Genomic DNA, 18,816 nt, shown 5'->3' with positions numbered 1-18,816 from the left:
GCGCCTCAGAACTCCTGCCAGTCCGAATCGGCCAGAGCCGGTACGGACTTCTTGCTGCCGGTGGCCAGCGCCGGCTTGCCCGACGGCACCGCGACCGGCTTCTTCGCCACCGTGCGGATCGAGTGCACCTGCGCATGGCGCGGCGCCGGCGCGCTGGCCGGCGACTGTTCCACGCGGAAGATCGAGACGGCCTCGGTCAGCTGCCCGGCCTGTTCTTCCATCGAGCGTGCGGCAGCGGTGGCTTCTTCGACCAGCGCGGCGTTCTGCTGGGTGGTCTCGTCCATCTGGGTGACGGTCTGGTTGACCTGCTCGATGCCGGACGACTGCTCCTGCGAAGCGGCCGCGATCTCGCTCATGATGTCGGTGACGCGCTGCACCGAGGACACGATCTCGCTCATGGTCTGGCCGGCCTGGCGCACCAGCGCCGAGCCGTTGGCGACCTGGCTGACCGAGGCGTCGATCAGGCCCTTGATCTCCTTGGCCGCATTGGCCGAGCGTTGGGCCAGGGTCCGCACTTCGCTGGCGACCACCGCGAAACCGCGGCCCTGTTCGCCGGCACGCGCCGCTTCCACCGCGGCATTGAGCGCCAGGATGTTGGTCTGGAAGGCGATGCCGTCGATCACCGAAATGATGTCGGCGATCTTCTTGGAGGAGGTCTCGATGCCGCTCATCGTGGTGACGACCTGGCCGACCACGGCGCCGCCCTGCGAGGCGACGGACGCGGCGCCGACCGCGAGCTGGTTGGCCTGGCGCGCATGCTCGGCGTTCTGCTTGACCGTGGAGGTCAGTTCTTCCATCGAGGCGGCGGTTTCTTCCAGGTTCGCCGCCTGCTGCTCGGTACGGCGCGACAGGTCATCGTTGCCGGCGGCGATCTCGCCGGCGGCGGCGTTGATGCTGATCGCAGCGGTCTGGATGCGGCCGACGATGCCGGCGAGCTGCTCGGCGGTGGCGTTGGCGTCGTCGCGCATGGTCGCGAACACGCCGTCGAACTCGCCATGCATGCGCGCGGTCAGGTCGCCCTGCGACAGCGCGGTCAGCAGCTTGGAGACTTCGCCGATGCTGTCGCCGTTGGCCTGCAGCAGGCCGTTGAGCTGCTGCGCCAGCTGCAGGAAGAAGCCCTGCTTGCCGTCGGTGGCCACGCGCCCGGACAGGTCGCCGGCGGCGGCGGCCTGCACGATCTTGGCCACCTCTTCTTCGACCTGGGCCTCGACGGTGCGGTCGCGCGATTCGCAGACGAAGCCGACATGGCTGCCGTGCGCGTCGCGGATGCTGGAGACGATCTGGGCGATGCGGGCGTGGCCGTAGGCCATCTCGCGTTCGGCCACGCCATGCTTCTCGATCGCGGCCACGGTGCGGGTGTCGATCTGGTTGCCGTATTCCAGCACCGACAGCGAGGAACCGACCAGCGGCATGCTCGAATCGAACGCGGGAGCGACCTTGCGGATCTGGTCGGCGTACTTGTCGACGATGCCCTGCATCGACGGGTTCGCATAGACGATGGCGTAGTCCAGGTCGGCGATGAACATGCCGGTGGAGGAGTTGTCCAGCGCGGTGCGGATGCGCAGGTTCTCGGACGCCACGGCCGCGTCGCGCTCGGTGCGCTCGCGCAGGTCCTGCTGCATGCGCTTGAGCGCCTGCATCAGTTCGCCGATCTCGTCCTGGCCGCTGGCGTCGATGTGCCCGTCGAGCTTGCCTGCGGCGACTTCATTGGCGATCTTGACCGCGCCGCGCACGTTGGTGGCCAGCATGCGCCCGAACAGCCAGGCCAGGCCCACCGCGCCGGCGACGCCGATCAGCAGGCAGACCAGCAGGGTGGCCGAGGCCTTGCCGTAGGTGTTGGCTGCGGCGTTCGCGGCGACCTCGGCTTGGCGATTGTTCTCCGCGATCAGGTCGATCACGTCGGCCACGACCTTGTTGTGCAGGGTGCGCGTCTCGCTGGTGAAGGTGTCGATCGCATCGTCGTGCAGCTCCAGCTGCAGCATCTCGTCGACCGATTTGTACGAGTCGCCGGCTTTTTTCCAGTCGGCGACGGTGCGTTTGTAGATCTCGCGTTCCTTTTCGCTGCCGATCATCGGCGGGTACTTGGCCAGGATCTCGTCCAACTGCTTGCCCAGCGCAACCTTGCGCGCCTCCGATTCCTTCTTCAGTGCATCGCTGCTGCGGATCAGGCTCTGGTAGGCCGCATTGCGGTATTCGCCGAGGATGCCGCGCATCTCGCCGCCGGTGCGCACGCTGGGCACCACCTGTTTGGAAACGCCGTCGGCCACGCCGTTGAGCGAGTGCAGGCCGTTGTAGGCCGCCAATCCCTGCACCAACATGATGGCGAGTACGAGACCGAACGCCAGCATCAGCTTCGGCATCAACTTGAGATTCTTTATCCACTGCATGAACGCATTTCCCCTTGGTTCGACGACGGCGGCGAAGCACCAAAAAAACAAAAGCGCCGCCATGCCGGAAGCGCGAGGGCTCCGGCGCGGCGACGCTTCGTCTTACTTGATCGTGGCCAGCTTCAGGCTGGACGGCGCGCTGACCTGGATCTCGGCGCGCGAGCTGTCGCGTTCGATCTTGCCGATCACGCACACGTCCTTGCCTTCCAGGGTTTCCGGCGCGAAGCCGAACTTGCCGCGGTCGGCGCCGGCGATGCGCGCGGAGAAGGTGTGGCGCGGGAACATGCCGCCCATGTACAAGAAGGTCGGCTCGCCTTCGGAGTTCTGCGCGTACTTGGCCTTCTCGACCTTGCCGCAGACCATGCCGTCCTTGCCGACGAAGCGGGCCGCCATCTCCGGCGGGATCATCTGCTGCGACTGGGCGAAGGCGCTCGGGCTGGCGGCAAGCAGCAGGACCAGCAGCAGGGGAAAGCTCGGCTTCATCGGGGGAAACTCCTTTAGGGGTGGGCGAAAGAGGTCGGCCCAGGTGCTTGATCGGGCCACCTATCAGCTATCGGCGTGGTAACGACGAACTTGACCGGCGCAAGTGATAAGCAGTTCGCATTTCCGAAAGAAAAAACCCGCCGATGGACGGCGGGTCGGGAATTGCGTGCGGAACCGCGGCGCGGCCGCGGCTCGAGCCGGCTCAGGCGGCTTCGTCGACGTGCGCGTGCTGACTCAGGTCGGCGCTGTCGAGCAGGGTCTCGATGTCCAGCAGGATCAGCATCTTGTCGTCCTGGGTGCCGATGCCGGAGATGAAGCGGGTGTCCACCGCGGCGCCGAATTCGGGCGTCGGCCGGATCTGGTCCTCGTTCAACGGGATCACGTCGGAGACGCTGTCCACGACGATGCCGACCACGCGGTCCTCGACGTTGAGCACGATCATCACGGTGAAGGCGTCGTAGCGGGCTTCCTTCAGGCGCAGCTTCAGGCGCAGGTCGATCACCGGCACGATGGTGCCGCGCAGGTTGATCACGCCCTTGATGTACTCCGGGGCGTCCGGCACCCGGGTGACCGAGTCGTAGCCACGGATTTCCTGCACCTTCAGGATGTCGACGCCGTAATGCTCTTCGCCGAGGGTGAAGCTGAGGAATTCGCCGCCGGTGGCACCGGAGGCAGAGGTGTTCTTGTCGTTCATCGTGTGCTCCTGGTGCGCACGGATTGCGGAGGGATGGCGGGAAGCGGGAAATGCGGCTCTTGCACTAGATCGGCGTGGTGGGGCAGAACTTTAGCGGTCCCTCCTGATGCATCCGAGACAGACATATAGAAAGCGTTGCCTGCAGGAGCGGCTTCAGCCGCGACCGGGACTTTCCTGGTAACGCCCCGGTCGCGGCTGAAGCCGCTCCTGCAGGATGCGTGGTGCATGGTCGATGCGCCGTTCAGGACAGCACGCCGCTCTTGCGTGCGCTGCGCTGGCGCTCGATGCGGAAGATGTAGCGCTGGATCGCCGCATCGGCGCCGCGCGGCAGGTCGGCGAAGCGCAGCCCCACCCGCAGCGTGTCCTGGCCGTTGGCCAGCTTGTGCGGGTACATGTTGCAGACCTGCAGGGTCAGCTTGATGGCGTCGGCGTCGGGCAACTGCAGCACGCAGCGCGGGTAGCTTTGGCGCTGCTCCGGCACCGGCTGGCCGGGGACCAGCGCCACCGCCAGGCCGCCGCCGCTGATGTCGATGACCCGCAGCACCAGTTCGGTGGGCGGGCTGGCATCGTCCAGCCGCAGTACGCACATCGGCGATTCGGTGATCGGCGTCTCCAGGCGGAAGTGCTCGCGGCGCTGCAGGTAATACAGCGAATCGGGCAGCGGCGCGCGAAAGCCGGGCGTGCCGTCGCTGTCGACCCGTTCCAGGTCGGCGATGCGGAAGCGCAGGCGCACCTTGTCCAGCTGTGCGAAACACAGCAGGTACTCGGCGTGCTCGGCGGAGCGGTTGCTGGCCTCGTTGACGCTCAGGTCCAGCAGCAGGCTGTGCTCGTCCAGTTCCAGCAGCGCGGTCGAGAACGACTGGTCGCGGCCGCCCAGATGCGCACTGATCTGCGAGCGCTGGTTGATCAGCGACTGCAGCAGCTGCCGGATCTGGCGCGGGTTGGTCAGCAGGAAGCGGTCGTCCTGTTCCGTCGCCTCGTGCGGAGACGGTTCGGGGGAGTCGCTGGGAATGCCTTCGGCCATGGGTGGGCAATGCGATCGTGGATGGGGCGGGGCGGCGCATTCCGCCCGTCCCACGATGCTATCGGCCGTGACCGGCTTTTTTGTAGCCTGGATGCAATGTGGCGATGTTTCCCGCGGCGCCGGCCGGCGGGCGCTGGTCAAGTGTGAAGGAGGCGACCGCACGCGCCAGCTCGCCGGCCTGGCTTTCCATCGAACGCGCACTGGCGGTGGCTTCCTCGACCAGCGCGGCGTTCTGCTGGGTGGCCTCGTCCATCTGGGTCACGGTCTGGTTGACCTGCTCGATCCCGGCGTACTGCTCCTGCGAGGCCGAGGAGATCTCGCTCATGATGTCGGTGACGCGCTGCACCGAGGACACGATCTCCTGCATGGTCTGTCCGGCGCGGTCGACCAGCGCCGAGCCTTCGCTGACGCGCGCGACCGACTCGTCGATCAGGCCCTTGATCTCCTTGGCCGCGCCGGCCGAGCGCTGGGCGAGAGTGCGCACCTCGCTGGCGACCACGGCGAAGCCGCGGCCCTGTTCGCCGGCGCGCGCCGCTTCCACCGCGGCATTGAGCGCCAGGATGTTGGTCTGGAAGGCGATGCCGTCGATCACCGAGATGATGTCGGCGATCTTCTTCGACGAAGTCTCGATGCCGCTCATGGTGGTGACCACCTGACCGACCACGTCGCCGCCCTGGGTGGCGACGGAGGCGGCGCCGACCGCGAGCTGGTTGGCCTGGCGCGCGTGTTCGGCGTTCTGCTTGACGGTGGAGGTCAGTTCCTCCATCGAGGCGGCGGTCTCTTCCAGGCTGGCGGCCTGTTGTTCGGTACGGCGCGAGAGGTCGTCGTTGCCGGCCGCGATCTCGCTGGCGGCGGTATTGATCGCATCCGAAGCGCCCTGGATCTGCCGCACGATCGTCGCCAGTTGCTCGGCGGTGGTGTTGGCGTGGTCCTTCATGTTGGCGTAGACGCCCTGCAGGTCGGCGTCGATGCGGGTGGACAGGTCGCCTTCGGACAGCGCCTGCAGCATGTGCTGGATATGCCCCAGGCCGGAGGCGCTGGCTTCCAGCAGGGCATTGATCTGTTCGGCCAGCTGCAACAGGAAGCCCTGCTTGTTGTCCAGGCGCACGCGTCCGCCCAGGTCGCCAGCCACCGCGCCACGTACGATGCCGGCGATTTCCTCTTCCACGCTCACCTCGTCGGTGCGGTCGGCCCATTCGACGACGAAACCGAGGCGATTGCCGTCGCCGTCGATCACCGGATTGACGATCAGGCGCATGGTGCGGCCGCCGACGCGGATCTGCGCGCGGTAGGTGGTCTTCAGTTCGGCCAGCAGGCGCGCCTGGTGTTCGGGGTGGCGATGGAATACGTCGATGGTGTTGCCGATCAGCTTCTGCACGTCGAAGTGCGGCAGGTCGCGGCGCAGGTCGTCCTGCACGTCGCCGAGCATCTTCACCAGCGGACGGTTGACGTAGACGATGCGCCGATCGGCGTCGGCGATCATCACGTTGGTGCTGACATCGTCCAGCGCGACGCGCACGCGCAGATTCTCCGCCGCCACCACGCGCTCGGTGCGCAGCCGTTCGCGCAGATCGTCGCGCATGCGGCGCATGCCGTGCAGCAGCCGGCCGACGTCGTCCTGGCCGTGGCCGACCTCGATATGGCTTTCCAGGCGCCCGGCGGTGATGTCGCCGACCACCTGCTCGATCACCGCCAGCGGCCGCGACACCATGCGCCGGGCCAGCACGAACACCAGCACCGCGCAGCCGACCAGCATCAACGCGGAGAACGCCAGGATGCTGCGCATCAAGGCCTGCAGCGGCGCCTCGATGGCGCTGCGCGGCTGCGCGCCGAGCAGCACCCATTGCCACGGCCGGTAGGCCTGGGCGGTGACCAGGAACGGCTCGGCCGCCGCATCTGCGGTCGCGTCGCGCTTGAGCCGCAGCGTGGCGCTGGCCTGCTTGCCCTCGAGCAAGGCCTGTAGCAACGGCTTGTCCGCCTCCACCACCAGGGCCTCCACGTTGGCGGCCTTGGAAACCGGGTGCGCGAGCAGTTGCCCGCGCCGCGCCGGGTGCATGTCCACGGCGATGAAGTGGCCGTCTTCGCCGATGCGCGTGCTGCGCAGGCGTTCCTGCAGCGCGGCCAGGCCCTGGGTGTAGTTGCGGCCGACGAACAGCGCGCCGACCAGGTTGCCCTGCGCGTCGTGCAGCGGCTGGTAATGGGTCATGTAGTCGTTGCCGAACAGATGCGCCGGCCCGGTGTAGGGCTTGTTCTGCAGCAGCAGCGCATAGGCGGGATGCGCATGGTCCAGCACGGTGCCGACCACGCGTGCGCCGGACTGGTCGTGCAGCGAGGTCGCGATCCGGACCAGATCGTCGCCGCTGCGCACGAACACGGTCGCCACGCCGCCGCTGGCGTCGGCGAAATGGTCCACCGAGGCGAAATCAAGATTCAGCACATGCGGCCCGAGCCGCAGCGTCGGCGTCTGCACGTCGCCGATCTGTACCGTCTTGGCCGGCTCCAGTTGCGCCGCGCCGGCGGGCAGCATGGTCGCGAACATCTGCCCCATCCGATCGGTTTCCTCGCTCAGCACCCGGTCGTACATCGCCACCGACTGATTCATCAGCGTGGTGGCCGATTCGATCTCCTTGCGTACCTGGGTCTCATGGCTGCTGGCGGACTGGCGGTAGATCAAGGTGGCCAGCAACACCAGTGCGGCGCTGACCGCGATGGTGAGCAGGGCCGACAGCTTGGTGCCGACCGAGAGATGGCTGAATTTTTTCATGGCAACGCCTATGCGGACGGAATAGGGCGCCTGTGTGAGCGGCGCGTGAAATCCTATCGGCGGCGATGACGAAAAATTGACCGAATAGTGGCCCGTTGCAGGCAGTTTTCCCTGCATTTCGGCCTGTCCCGAGACAGTTGGGTACATGATCGGGACATTCGCGAAGCCGGCAGGTCCCCCAGCCCCTGCGGCAAAGACGTTTGCTATGGCGACGCATGCGCGTCGAAGCGATATGCGTCCCCGCGCTCCGGTGAGCGCGGGATGTCGGTGTGCGGCTGGCCGGGCGGCTGCGCTGCGCGGGATCAGAACTCGCGCAACTCGGTGCCCGTGGCGACGGCGATCGGTGCGCTGCGCACTGCTGACAACGCGGCCGGCTTGCTGGCAGGGCGAGGCGCTGCGGCGGGATGCGCGCGCAGCGTGGCGGTCGTTGCCGCGTCGGACAGCTTGAACGCCGCGACCGCGTCGGCCAGCTGCCCGGCCTGTTCCTCCAGCGCCCGCGCCGATGCGCTGGCTTCCTCGACCAGCGCGGCGTTCTGCTGCGTGGCCTCGTCCATCTGGGTGACGGTCTGGTTGACCTGCTCGATCCCGGACGACTGTTCCTGCGAGGCGGCGGAGATCTCGCCCATGATGTCGGTGACGCGCTGCACCGAGGACACGATCTCGCTCATGGTCTGGCCGGCCTGGCGCACCAGCGCCGAGCCGTTGGCGACCTGGCCGACCGAGGCGTCGATCAGGCCCTTGATCTCCTTGGCGGCGGTGGCCGAACGCTGGGCGAGGGTGCGCACCTCGCTGGCGACCACGGCGAAGCCGCGGCCCTGTTCGCCGGCGCGCGCCGCTTCCACCGCGGCATTCAAGGCGAGGATGTTGGTCTGGAAGGCGATGCCGTCGATGACGCTGATGATGTCGGCGATCTTCTTCGAGGAGGCCTCGATGCCGCTCATCGTGGTGACGACCTGGCCGACCACGTCGCCGCCCTGCGAGGCGACGGAGGCGGCGCCCACCGCGAGCTGGTTGGCCTGGCGCGCATATTCGGCATTCTGCTTGACCGTGGAAGTCAGTTCCTCCATCGAGGCGGCGGTTTCCTCCAGGCTGGCGGCCTGCTGCTCGGTGCGCCGCGACAGGTCGTCGTTGCCGGCGGCGATCTCGCCGGCGGCGGTATTGATCGCATCCGAGGCGCCCTGGATCTGGCGCACGATCGTCGCCAATTGGGTCGCGGTCGCGTTGGCGTCGTCGCGGATGCGGGCGAACACGCCATGCAGATCGCCGTCCATGCGCGCGGTGAGGTCGCCCTGCGACAGCGCCGACAGCAGCTGCGAAATCCGCGCCAGGCCGTCGGCGTTGTTGTCCAGCAGCGTGTTGAGCTGCTGCGCCAGCAGCAGGTAGAAGCCCTGCTTGCCGTGCAGGCCGATGCGGCTGTCGAGGTCGCCGGCGGCGGCCGCCCGCACGATCTGGGTCACTTCCTCTTCCACCTGGATTTCGCCGGTACGGTCGGCCCACTCCACGACGAAGCCCTGGCGCTCGGACGCGCTGCTGACGATCGGGTTGATGATCAGGCGCATGGTGTGCCCGCCCACCCGGATCTGCGCGGTGTGGGTCTGCTGCAGCGCCGCCAGCAGCTTGGCCTGGTGCTCGGGCCGCTTGTGGAAGATGTCGATGTTGCGCCCCAGCAGGGCGTCCGCATCGAAGCCCGGAAGCTCGCGGCGCATGTTTTCCTGCGCCGCCGACAGCATCCGCGCCAGCGGCTTGTTGACGTAGACGATGTTGCGCTCGGCGTCGGCGATCATCACGTTGGCGGTGACGTTGTCCAGGGCGGTGCGGATGCGCAGACCCTCGCGCTGGATCTCCGCGTCCTGTTCGCGGCTGCTCAGCAACTGCTCGCTGGCCACCACCAGGGTATGGGCGATCGAGCCTTCCGGCAGGGTCAGGCCGCGGATCGAGGCCGGCAGCGGTTGCTGGCGGGCCATGGCGCGCGCCAGCAGCGCCAGGTCGCGCGGGTCGTGGCCGACGTCCAGCAATTGTTTGCGCATCTGCACCGCCATCGCCACCAGGATCCCGGCTTCGGCCACCACATAGCCGGCATGGGTGGCCAGGATGCCGATCCCGGCGTCGGCCGCGAATGCCTGCAGCGGCAGGCCGCGATGCTGCAGCCAGAAGAACAGCACGTGGTGGACGGCGATGGCGGCGGAGGCGACCACGATCGGCCGCCAGTCGCGGTAGTACAGCAGCAATGCGATCAGCACGATCACGCCGAAGTGGACTTCGGCCATGCCGCCGGCCTGCTGGATCAGCACGGCGGCCAGCACCATCAGGCCCAGCGCCACGGTGCAGCGGCTGAGCAGCGTGCCGGGATAGAGCTTCACCTGCAGGGCGATGATCGCCAGGGTCGGCAGCGTCACCGCCAGCCATGGCGTCCACACGTCCTGGCGCCAGGCGGCGGCGAGGCTGACGATGGCGGTGAACGCGGCCACCGCCAGGAACAGGCGGTCGGCCTCCGCAGCCAGTTTCTGCAGATAGACGTAGCGCTCGTTGCCTACGAGAAAGCTTCCCTGGGTGGTGGCGGCGCTCATGCGGATGATTCCTTTGGGCATGCACAGTGGGTGAGAAGGATCAGCGGCGTCGCATTGCTGGCCGCGAGCAGGCGCGGCAGCAATGACGCGGCGGGAATGGCGGCGCCGCAGCCCTCGATGTGCGAAGGGCCGGCGTAGACCAGGCGGCCGTCGGCAGCGAGCACGATCAGCGGGTAGGGCAGCGCCTCGGGCGCCGGCCGGTCGCCCAGGTCGATGTTGAGCAGGCCCGGCAGCGTGGGCGCGGGTCCGCGAGGCGTGCAGCCGCATTCGGCCAGGCGCAACTGGAACGCCACGGCCTGGCCGCGCGGCGGCGTGGAGGACGCGAAGGCCTGCAATTGCCGGCGGATGGTGTCGGCGCTGGCGCCGGACGACGGCTTGGCGAGGTACGCCAGGCTGGCCGCCGACCACGCGGCCCAGACGGCGAGCAACAGCATGCCGACCGGCAACGGCGAGCGCCGGCGCGGACGATTCGCCTCGGCGATGGTGGCATCGTGCATGGGCCCCCCGATGGGCGCTGCGCCGACAATCACCGGCTCTTCACGTTATCGACGGGAACCCGGCTGGCTTTAGGCAATTGCCGATTCGGAAGCCGGAAGCGGGGCAGGGCGCTTGCCCCAGGCCTTCGCCGCCGACCCGCCGTCGCCCGGGTGGCGACGCGGACCGCCTCGGCCGCGGGAACGCTCCACGGCCGGTGCGGGTCGGCGCAGGGGTCCGGCGCCGTTGGGCAGGGTGCGTTACGGCCCTGCCATCGCCGCGCTGCCGTGGCTGGCATACGCGGGCTGCGGCTTGCGTTCGGTCGCCGAGGCCGGCGCGTTTGCCGCTGCCTTGGTTGTCGCAGCGGAGCGGGACCGCGGCGATGGCGTGGCATGGGTCGGGTCGATCTTGAATAGCGCAACGGTCTCGGTGAGCTGGCCGGCCTGTTCTTCCATCGCGCGCGCCGCGGCGGCGGCTTCCTCGACCAGCGCGGCGTTCTGCTGCGTCGCCTCGTCCATTTGGGTCACGGTCTGGTTGACCTGTTCGATGCCGGCGTACTGCTGCTGCGAGGCGGCGGAGATCTCGCCCATGATGTCGGTGACGCGCTGCACCGAGGAGACGATCTCGGTCATGGTCTCACCGGCCTGGCGCACCAGGGTCGACCCGTTGGCGACCTGGCCGACCGAGTCGTCGATCAGGTGCTTGATTTCCTTGGCGGCGTTGGCCGAGCGCTGGGCGAGGCTGCGCACCTCGCTGGCGACCACCGCAAAACCGCGGCCCTGTTCGCCGGCGCGCGCCGCTTCCACCGCGGCGTTGAGCGCGAGGATGTTGGTCTGGAAGGCGATGCCGTCGATCACCGAGATGATGTCGGCGATCTTCTTGGACGAGGCCTCGATCCCGCTCATGGTGCTCACCACCTGGCCGACCACGGCGCCGCCCTGTGCGGCGACCGACGCGGCGCCCACCGCCAGTTGGTTGGCCTGGCGCGCGGACTCGGCGTTCTGCTTGACCGTGGAGGTCAACTCTTCCATCGACGCGGCGGTTTCTTCCAGGCTGGCCGCCTGCTGCTCGGTGCGCCGCGACAGGTCGTCGTTGCCGGCGGCGATCTCGCTGGAGGCGCTGTCGATGCTCGATGCGGCGCTCTGGATGCGGCCGACGATGCCGGCGAGCTGCTCGGCGGTGGCGTTGGCGTCGTCGCGCATTGTCGCGAACACGCCGTTGAACTCGCCGTGCATGCGTGTGGTCAGGTCGCCGGCGGCGATGGCCTGCAGCATCGCGGACAGTGCGTCGAGGTTGCCGTCGGCGGTGGCCATCAGCCGGTTGAGGCTGTCGACCATGGCACGGAAGTCGTACTGGAAGCGTTCGGCGTTGCCACGCACGCTGAAGTCGCCGGCCGCGGCGGCGGCGGCGAGCTGGTTGATCTCGCGGTTCATCGCGGTCAGGTTCTGCTTGACCGTGTCCATGGTCGCGGTCAGCGCGGCTTTCTCGCCGGGCAGGCGCTCCATGTCCTCGCTGAGGTCGCCGATCGCGTAGCGGTCCATGATCTGCGCCAGGCGCAGGGTGACGGCGATATGCGCCGCGGCCAGCGCATTGCTGTCGCGGACCATGCGCCCGTAGTCGCCGGGGAAGGCGCTTTCGTCCATGCGGTAGCTGATCTGGCCGGCGTCGTGGCGCCGCGCCATCTCGACCTGCGCCGCCAGCACGCGCTGCAGTTGCTGCTGCATCTGTTGCATGTTTGAGAGCAACTGGCCGCTTTCGTCGCGGCTGGACACCGCGATCGCGGTATCCAGGCGGCCCTGCGCGATCTGCGCGGCGACGCTGGCGGCGTTGCGGACGTTGCGGGTCAGCACCGACAGGGTGTGGACGCACAAGGCGACGATGAGCAGCGTCAGCAGGCTCAACCCGGCGATCGTCCACCACATCGCGCTGCGCGCGTCGGCCAGGTGCCGTGCCGACTGCCGCTGCAGCGCTTGCAACGACGTCGCGCTCAGCGCTTGCAGCGCATGGCCCCAGGCGTCGAGCGCGCGGTTCCAGCGGCGGTCGGCATCGGGCGCGCCACTGTCCAGCGCGGCGGACAGTTGCTGCAGGGCGTCGTCGGCGTGGCCTGCTTCGGTCGCGACGGCGGCGGCCAGCGATGGATCCGGTTGCTCGAGCAGGCCCACCGCCTTTTCCATTTCGTTGCGCAGCCGGGCATGGTCGCGCGCGATCTGCGCGATCTGCTCGCGCAGCACCGGCGCATCCGCGCCGGCCTGTGACGGATCCGCCGCCGCATCCAGGCGGGTCAGCGCTTCGCTGGTATCCGGACCGTAGATCAGGCTGGCCACCACCAGGTGATAGCTCTCCACATACGGGGTATAGACCAGTTGGCTGTCGTCGCGCAGCGCATCGAGCGCAGCAGCGGCCTGTTCGCCGACCGCGCCGCTGTCGCCGCGTCCGTCAGCCAATGCCTGGCGCAAGCGCGCCAAGGCCTTGTCGCTGCTTTCGAAGCCGGGCAGCGCCGCAACGGTGCGCTGCAGATCGGCCAGGGACCGGTCCGCAGCGCGTGCCGCAGCGGCGGCGGCGGCGCCGGTTTCGACGCGTTCGGCCTGCAGCGCCGCCAGCAGCGACAGCATTTCGCGCAGCGGCGCATAGCTGCGCAGTTCGTTGCGGCTGATGCCGACGCTTTCGTTGAGCTTGTCGCTGTAGAGCAGGACCGGGATCGCCAGCCCGAGCAGGACGAGGATGCCGATGATGCTGAGCTTCCTGGCGATGGCGAGATCGTGCCAGGCACGCAAGACGCGCTGCGACCCGAGGGCGGAGCGGGGATGGCCGACAGCGGCCTGGGGAACCTGTTGTGACATGAAAAGTCTCTGAGCGTCGTGGTGGCGACAGGTCAAGCAGCGCGCGATTGCGACTGCACGGCATCGTCTGCTTGCAGATACGGATCCGCGGCGCGCACGGATGCAGGCAGTGGGCAGCGCGATAGGGAATGCTTCATGGCGATCACTGCTTGCGGAAGCGGCTTGGTGTCGATGCAGTAACGGCGTGCGGACTGGATTGTTGAAGCGCGTCCGGCGTGCGAGTCAGCCGGCGATCGAGTTTGTCGCGTGGCTGTGAGCGCCTGGTTACAGCGCCGTTGCATCGACTGGCACTGGGCGTGGCGCTCGATCCGACACGGTGGGCCGATTCCGGGGCGGTGCCGTCACTGCCGGCGATCGGCGTGAGCTGCGTGGGAATCCAAGCGACCGCTGCAGAGCGCGAGTCTGGAGGCGCTCGCGCTGCGCGTGGCAGGCACAACGACGATCGCCATGCCGGAACGGCATGGCGATCGTGGGCATTCCGATGGCAGGGCTTTAGAACTCGTGCCAGCTGGTATCGGTAGCGGCGGCGCCAGCGCCGACCGCACGCTTGGGTGCGGCGCGCACGGTGCGGGTCGCTGCCGACACCTGTGCCTTGACCATTGCGGACACGGAAGGTGCGCTGATCGCCTGGCGCCGGCTCGCCGGTGCCGTCGTCGCCGGAGCATCGTCGATCTTGAACACCGCGACGGTTTCGGTGAGCTCGCGCGCCTGCTCTTCCATCGAGCGTGCCGCGGCGGTGGCTTCTTCCACCAGCGCAGCATTCTGCTGCGTCGCCTCGTCCATTTGGGTGACGGTCTGGTTGACCTGCTCGATGCCGGCGTACTGCTCCTGCGAGGCGGCGGAGATCTCGCCCATGATGTCGGTGACGCGCTGCACCGAGGACACGATCTCGGTCATGGTCTGGCCGGCCTGGCGCACCAGCGCCGAGCCGTTGGACACCTGGCTGACCGAGTCGTCGATCAGGCTCTTGATTTCCTTGGCGGCGTTGGCCGAGCGCTGGGCGAGGGTACGCACCTCGCTGGCGACCACGGCGAAACCGCGGCCCTGTTCGCCGGCCCGCGCCGCTTCCACCGCGGCGTTGAGCGCCAGGATGTTGGTCTGGAAGGCGATGCCGTCGATCACCGAGATGATGTCGGCGATCTTCTTGGAGGAGGTCTCGATGCCGCTCATCGTGGTGACGACCTGGCCGACCACGTCGCCGCCTTGCGAGGCGACCGCGGCGGCACCGACCGCAAGCTGGTTGGCCTGGCGGGCATGTTCGGCGTTCTGCTTGACCGTGGAGGTCAGCTCTTCCATCGAGGCGGCGGTTTCCTCCAGGCTGGCGGCCTGCTGCTCGGTACGGCGCGACAGGTCGTCGTTGCCGGTGGCGATCTCGCTCGAGGCACTGTTGATGCTCAAGGCGGCGGTCTGGATGCGGCCGACGATGGCGGCCAACTGCTCGGAGGTGGCGTTGGCGTCGTCGCGCATCCGGGCGAACACACCCTGGAATTCGCCGTGCATGCGTGCGGTCAGGTCGCCGGCGGCGATGGACTGCAGCAGCGTGGACAAGGACTGCAGGTTGCCGTCGGCGGTGGCCATCAGCTGGTTGAGGTTGTCGACCATGGCGCGGAAGTCGTACTGGAAGCGCTCGGCGTCGCCGCGCACGCTGAAGTCGCCGGCCGCTGCGGCAGTGGCCAACTGGCTGATCTCGCGATTCATCGCGGTCAGATTCTGCTTGACCGTGTCCATGGTCTCGGTCAGCACGGCCTTTTCGCCCGGCAGGCGATCCATGTCCTCGCTGAAGTCGCCGATCGCATAGCGGCCCATGATCTGCGCCAGGCGCATCTTCACCGCGATGTGCGAACCCGCCAGCTCGTTGCTGTCGTGCACCATGCGGCCGTATTGCCCCGGGAACGCCTTGGCATCCATCCGGTAGCTGATCTGGCCGGCATCATGGCGCTGGGCCATCTCGGTCTGCGCGGCCAGGACCGCCTGCAGCTGCGTCTGCATCTTGTTCATGCTGAGCAGAAGGCGGCCGGTTTCGTCGCGCGACCGGGTGTCGATGGCATTGTCGAGATTGCCCGAGGCGATGGCATCGGCGACCGAAATGGCCTGGCCCATCCGCTTGACCAACTGGCGGCGGATCACCAGGCCCATGCCCACAGCGACCAGCACCGCGATCAGGCTGCCGATCAGCACCGACCACTTGCCGCGGGCGCGGACCGCTTCCAGCTCGGCGCTGCGCTTGGCCAGCAGACTGGTCTCTTCGTTGGCGAAGTCGGCGAGCAGCTGGCGGATCTTGCCCATCGCGGCGCGGTCGCGTCCCTCGCGGAACACGGCCAGGGACTGTTCGGCACCGTTGGCCGCCTCGCGTATGCCGATGGTGTCTTTTTCCACGTCCAGGAATTGCCGGTATGCCTTGTCCACCTCGACCAGGCGCGCCTGTTGCTTGGCATTGTCCGCGGTCAGCTGCTTGGCATCGGCATAGCCCTTTTCGAACGCGGCCTGACCCTTCTCGAACGGCTGCAGATGCTGCTTGTCGCCCGACAGCAGATAGCCGCGCGTGCCGGTCTCGATATTCAGTGCGTTCTCCTGCATCTCTTCGCCGGTGGCCAACACCTTGAACGTGTGTTCGTTGATCTCCATGGCGCTGTTCAATTTGGACTGGCTGCTCAGGCTGATGCCGCCGACGACGAGCAAGACCAGCACCACGGCGCCGAAGCCGATGGCGAGCTGGGTGGAGATGGATGGATTTTTGGATGTCATGTGGCTCTACCGGGTCAGGTTAACGAATGGTCGAACTGTGGAAGTACGGGCCCGGCAGGGAGAACGGTCTGCATGGCGCCGGAGCTCAGCAGACGTGACGCGGATGCAGGAGAAGCGGTTGGCACTGTGCGTCTGGCCCACAGACGCGACCGTCCGTCTGTCGGACGGCGGCGGTCCTTAGCAGAGAAGGGCGAAAACTTTAGTAGTATTTTTTAGACAAATTCTCATATTGAGACTTTTAGCGGCATTGGCCGGATGGACTTTAGGGGGCGAACCGAAAAATGTTCGGCTCAAGATGCACATCCCAGAAAACTTGAGGGGTTTGAGCAGGTTTTTTTTGTGTCGTGCATGAGAATGATTCCCATGCCTTGCGGCGCTGTCGCTGTGCACTGGCCGACGCGCCTTCCGGCGCATGCTCGTGCGGCGCCGCGACCGTTGCGGTGCGACGCGATCTGTCGGGTGCGCGGCGCATATTCGCGCTGCGGACATTAAAAAGCCCGAATCCACGATCCGGGCTTGCCGATCATGCGATGCCGGCCTGGCCGGCCGCAGTCGCCATGCCGTGGCGGGCATGGCGACTGCGGAACTCAGAACTCCTGCCAGCTGGCGTCGCCGCCGCCTCCGGCCGCGCGCTTGGGCGCATTGCGCACCGCACGCGTCGCAGCGGCGACCTGTGCCTTGACCACGGCCGCCACCTCCGGCGCGCTGACCGTGGGGCGGCGGCGCGCTGCCGCGGGAGCGTCGTCGATCTTGAACACGGCCACCGCTTCGGTGAGCTGCCCGGCCTGTTCCTCCATCGAGCGCGCCGCGGCGGTGGCTTCCTCCACCAGCGCGGCGTTCTGCTGGGTGGTCTCGTCCATCTGGGTGACGGTCTGGTTGACCTGCTCGATGCCGGCGTACTGCTCCTGCGAGGCGGCGGAGATCTCGCCCATGATGTCGGTGACGCGTTTCACCGAGGACACGATCTCCTGCATGGTCTTGCCGGCCTGGTCGACCAGTACCGAGCCCTCGGCGACGCGGGCCACCGAGTCGTCGATCAGGCCCTTGATTTCCTTGGCCGCGCCGGCCGAGCGCTGGGCGAGGGTGCGCACTTCGCTGGCGACCACGGCGAAACCGCGACCCTGGTCGCCGGCGCGCGCGGCCTCCACCGCGGCATTGAGCGCGAGGATGTTGGTCTGGAAGGCAATGCCGTCGATCACCGAGATGATGTCGGCGATCTTCTTCGACGAGGCTTCGATGCCGCTCATCGTGCTCACCACCTGGCCGACCACGTCGCCGCCCTGGGTGGCGACGCCTGCAGCGCCGACCGCGAGCTGGTTGGCCTGGCGTGCGTGCTCGGCGTTCTGCTTGACCGTGGAGGTCAGCTCTTCCATCGACGCAGCGGTTTCTTCCAGGCTGGCCGCCTGCTGTTCGGTGCGGCGCGACAGGTCGTCGTTGCCGGCGGCGATCTCGGTGGCGGCGGCGTTGATGCTGACCGCCGCGGTCTGGATGCGGCCGACGATGCCGGTCAACTGATCGGCGGTGGCGTTGGCGTCGTCGCGCATCCGCGCGAACACGCCGTGGAACTCGCCGTGCATGCGCGCGGTCAGGTCGCCGGCGGCGATCGACTGCAGCAGCGCGGAGAGCTTGCCGAGGTTGCGGTCGCTGACTTCCATCATGGCGTTGAGGCCTTCCACCATCAGGCGGAAGTCGTGTTGGAAGTGCTGCGCATCGCCGCGGGCGCTGAAGTCGCCGGCGGCGGCGGCCGCGGCCAGGCGCTTGATCTCGGTATTGATCGCCAGCAGGCTGGCCTTGGCCGCATCCATCGATTCGTGCAGCACCGCGCGGCTGCCGGGCAGGCGCCGCGCGTCGCGGCGCAGGTCGCCATTGGCGTATTCGTTGAGCACCGCGATCGCATCGACGATCGCGTCCAGGTGCTCGAACATCATGATGTTGATGCCCTTGCTCAGGTCGCCGTACACGCCGGGGAAATCCAACGGCATGCGATGGCTCATGTCCTTGTCCGCATGCAGCTCGATCATCTGCGCGGTTTCGCTGGAGAAGCGCTGCAGCTGCGTCTGCATCTTGTCCATCGCATTGAGCAGGCGGCCAGGCTCGTCGCGCGCATCGGTGCGCACGTCGTTGTCCAGGCGCCCGTCGGCGATCGCCTCGGCGGCGCGGGTGGCGCGATTCAACGGTTGGGTCAGGCTGCGGGTGATCGCCCAGGCCAGCAGGCTGCTGACGATCAGTACCGCCACGCCGCCGGCGATCAGCATGTTGCGACCGCTGGCGATCGCCTGCGTCGCCTCAGCATAGGCCGTCTGCAGCTGTCCGTCCTGCAGGTCCACGTTCTCGCGGATCTTCGCATTCCAGGCGAGGGTGGCCGGGCGCGAGTGTTCGCTCAGCGCAGTTTGCGCTTCCGCATTGCGGTTGGAGGTGGCGAGCGCGATGACTTCGTCGTTCATGGTGCGGGCGGTGGCGCGTGCGGCGTCGATCTCGGCGCGAAGCACCTTGCCTTTCTCGCTCGGCGGAAACGCGTCCAGTTGCTTGCGCAAATCCGCATAGCGCTGGCGCTGCTTCTTGATCTCGGCCAGCGCCTGATGATTGAGTTCCTCGCTGGTGACCATGGACAGAGTGCCCAGCGCGACCAGGATATTGGTATTGGCGTCGAGCATGCCGTTGCTGATCCGGGTCTTCTCGACGCTGACCTTGACGATGTTGTCGAGTTCCTGTTTGGCACGCGACATGGAAAGCAGCCCGGCCGCCACCAGCAGGCACGAGAGCAGGATCAGAAGACCGAAGGCGCCGCCGAGGCGGCGGCCGACGTTGTAGCGTTGCAGGAACGAATTCATGGCTGAC

9 protein-coding genes and 1 pseudogene are annotated in these 18,816 nt (G+C 67.7%); all 10 read right to left on the bottom strand.

Translation table 11 applies throughout. The annotated features are described in order from the left end of the window. Window positions 1–5: 5 nt before the first annotated feature. Window positions 6–2,387: a methyl-accepting chemotaxis protein gene (locus AB8810_RS12690; RefSeq protein ID WP_369913819.1), complete on the bottom strand. Its 2,382-nt coding sequence runs from the start codon at window positions 2,385–2,387 to the stop codon at window positions 6–8. A gap of 102 nt (window positions 2,388–2,489) precedes the next feature. After that, the gene (locus tag AB8810_RS12685; protein WP_145700032.1) at window positions 2,490–2,870 is read right to left on the bottom strand and encodes a hypothetical protein; all 381 of its coding nucleotides are present in this window, start codon (window positions 2,868–2,870) and stop codon (window positions 2,490–2,492) included. Window positions 2,871–3,072: 202 nt separating this feature from the next. After that, window positions 3,073–3,564 carry a chemotaxis protein CheW gene (locus AB8810_RS12680; RefSeq protein ID WP_145700030.1) on the bottom strand — a complete coding sequence of 164 codons (492 nt, stop codon included), beginning with the start codon at window positions 3,562–3,564 and terminating at the stop codon, window positions 3,073–3,075. 241 nt (window positions 3,565–3,805) lie between these two features. Further along, the gene (locus AB8810_RS12675) at window positions 3,806–4,588 is read right to left on the bottom strand and encodes a flagellar brake protein (RefSeq protein WP_179564451.1); all 783 of its coding nucleotides are present in this window, start codon (window positions 4,586–4,588) and stop codon (window positions 3,806–3,808) included. Window positions 4,589–4,646: 58 nt separating this feature from the next. Then, window positions 4,647–7,352, bottom strand: a complete 2,706-nt coding sequence (locus AB8810_RS12670; protein ID WP_369913818.1) for a Cache 3/Cache 2 fusion domain-containing protein — start codon at window positions 7,350–7,352, stop codon at window positions 4,647–4,649. 302 nt (window positions 7,353–7,654) lie between these two features. After that, window positions 7,655–9,229: pseudogene (locus AB8810_RS12665) on the bottom strand (methyl-accepting chemotaxis protein); the annotation flags it as partial. Window positions 9,230–9,915: 686 nt separating this feature from the next. Continuing rightward, a complete protein-coding gene (locus tag AB8810_RS12660) occupies window positions 9,916–10,416 on the bottom strand; it encodes a hypothetical protein (RefSeq protein ID WP_369913817.1) in 501 nt (166 codons plus the stop codon). A 237-nt stretch (window positions 10,417–10,653) separates the two neighbouring features. Then, complete coding sequence (locus tag AB8810_RS12655) at window positions 10,654–13,233, bottom strand: methyl-accepting chemotaxis protein (RefSeq protein ID WP_369916666.1); 2,580 nt, start codon at window positions 13,231–13,233, stop codon at window positions 10,654–10,656. A 492-nt stretch (window positions 13,234–13,725) separates the two neighbouring features. Continuing rightward, on the bottom strand, window positions 13,726–15,978 hold the full coding sequence (locus AB8810_RS12650; RefSeq protein ID WP_369913816.1) for a methyl-accepting chemotaxis protein: 2,253 nt from the start codon (window positions 15,976–15,978) through the stop codon (window positions 13,726–13,728). Between the two features lie 587 nt (window positions 15,979–16,565). Continuing rightward, a complete protein-coding gene (locus AB8810_RS12645) occupies window positions 16,566–18,809 on the bottom strand; it encodes a methyl-accepting chemotaxis protein (RefSeq protein WP_369913815.1) in 2,244 nt (747 codons plus the stop codon). Window positions 18,810–18,816 lie beyond the last annotated feature (7 nt).

Source organism: Xanthomonas sp. NCPPB 3005, assembly GCF_041228095.2.
Taxonomy (GTDB): Bacteria; Pseudomonadota; Gammaproteobacteria; order Xanthomonadales; family Xanthomonadaceae; genus Xanthomonas_A; species Xanthomonas_A bonasiae.
Note: the sequence above shows the minus strand (reverse complement) of the source record. Positions and strands in the feature narration are given on the sequence as shown.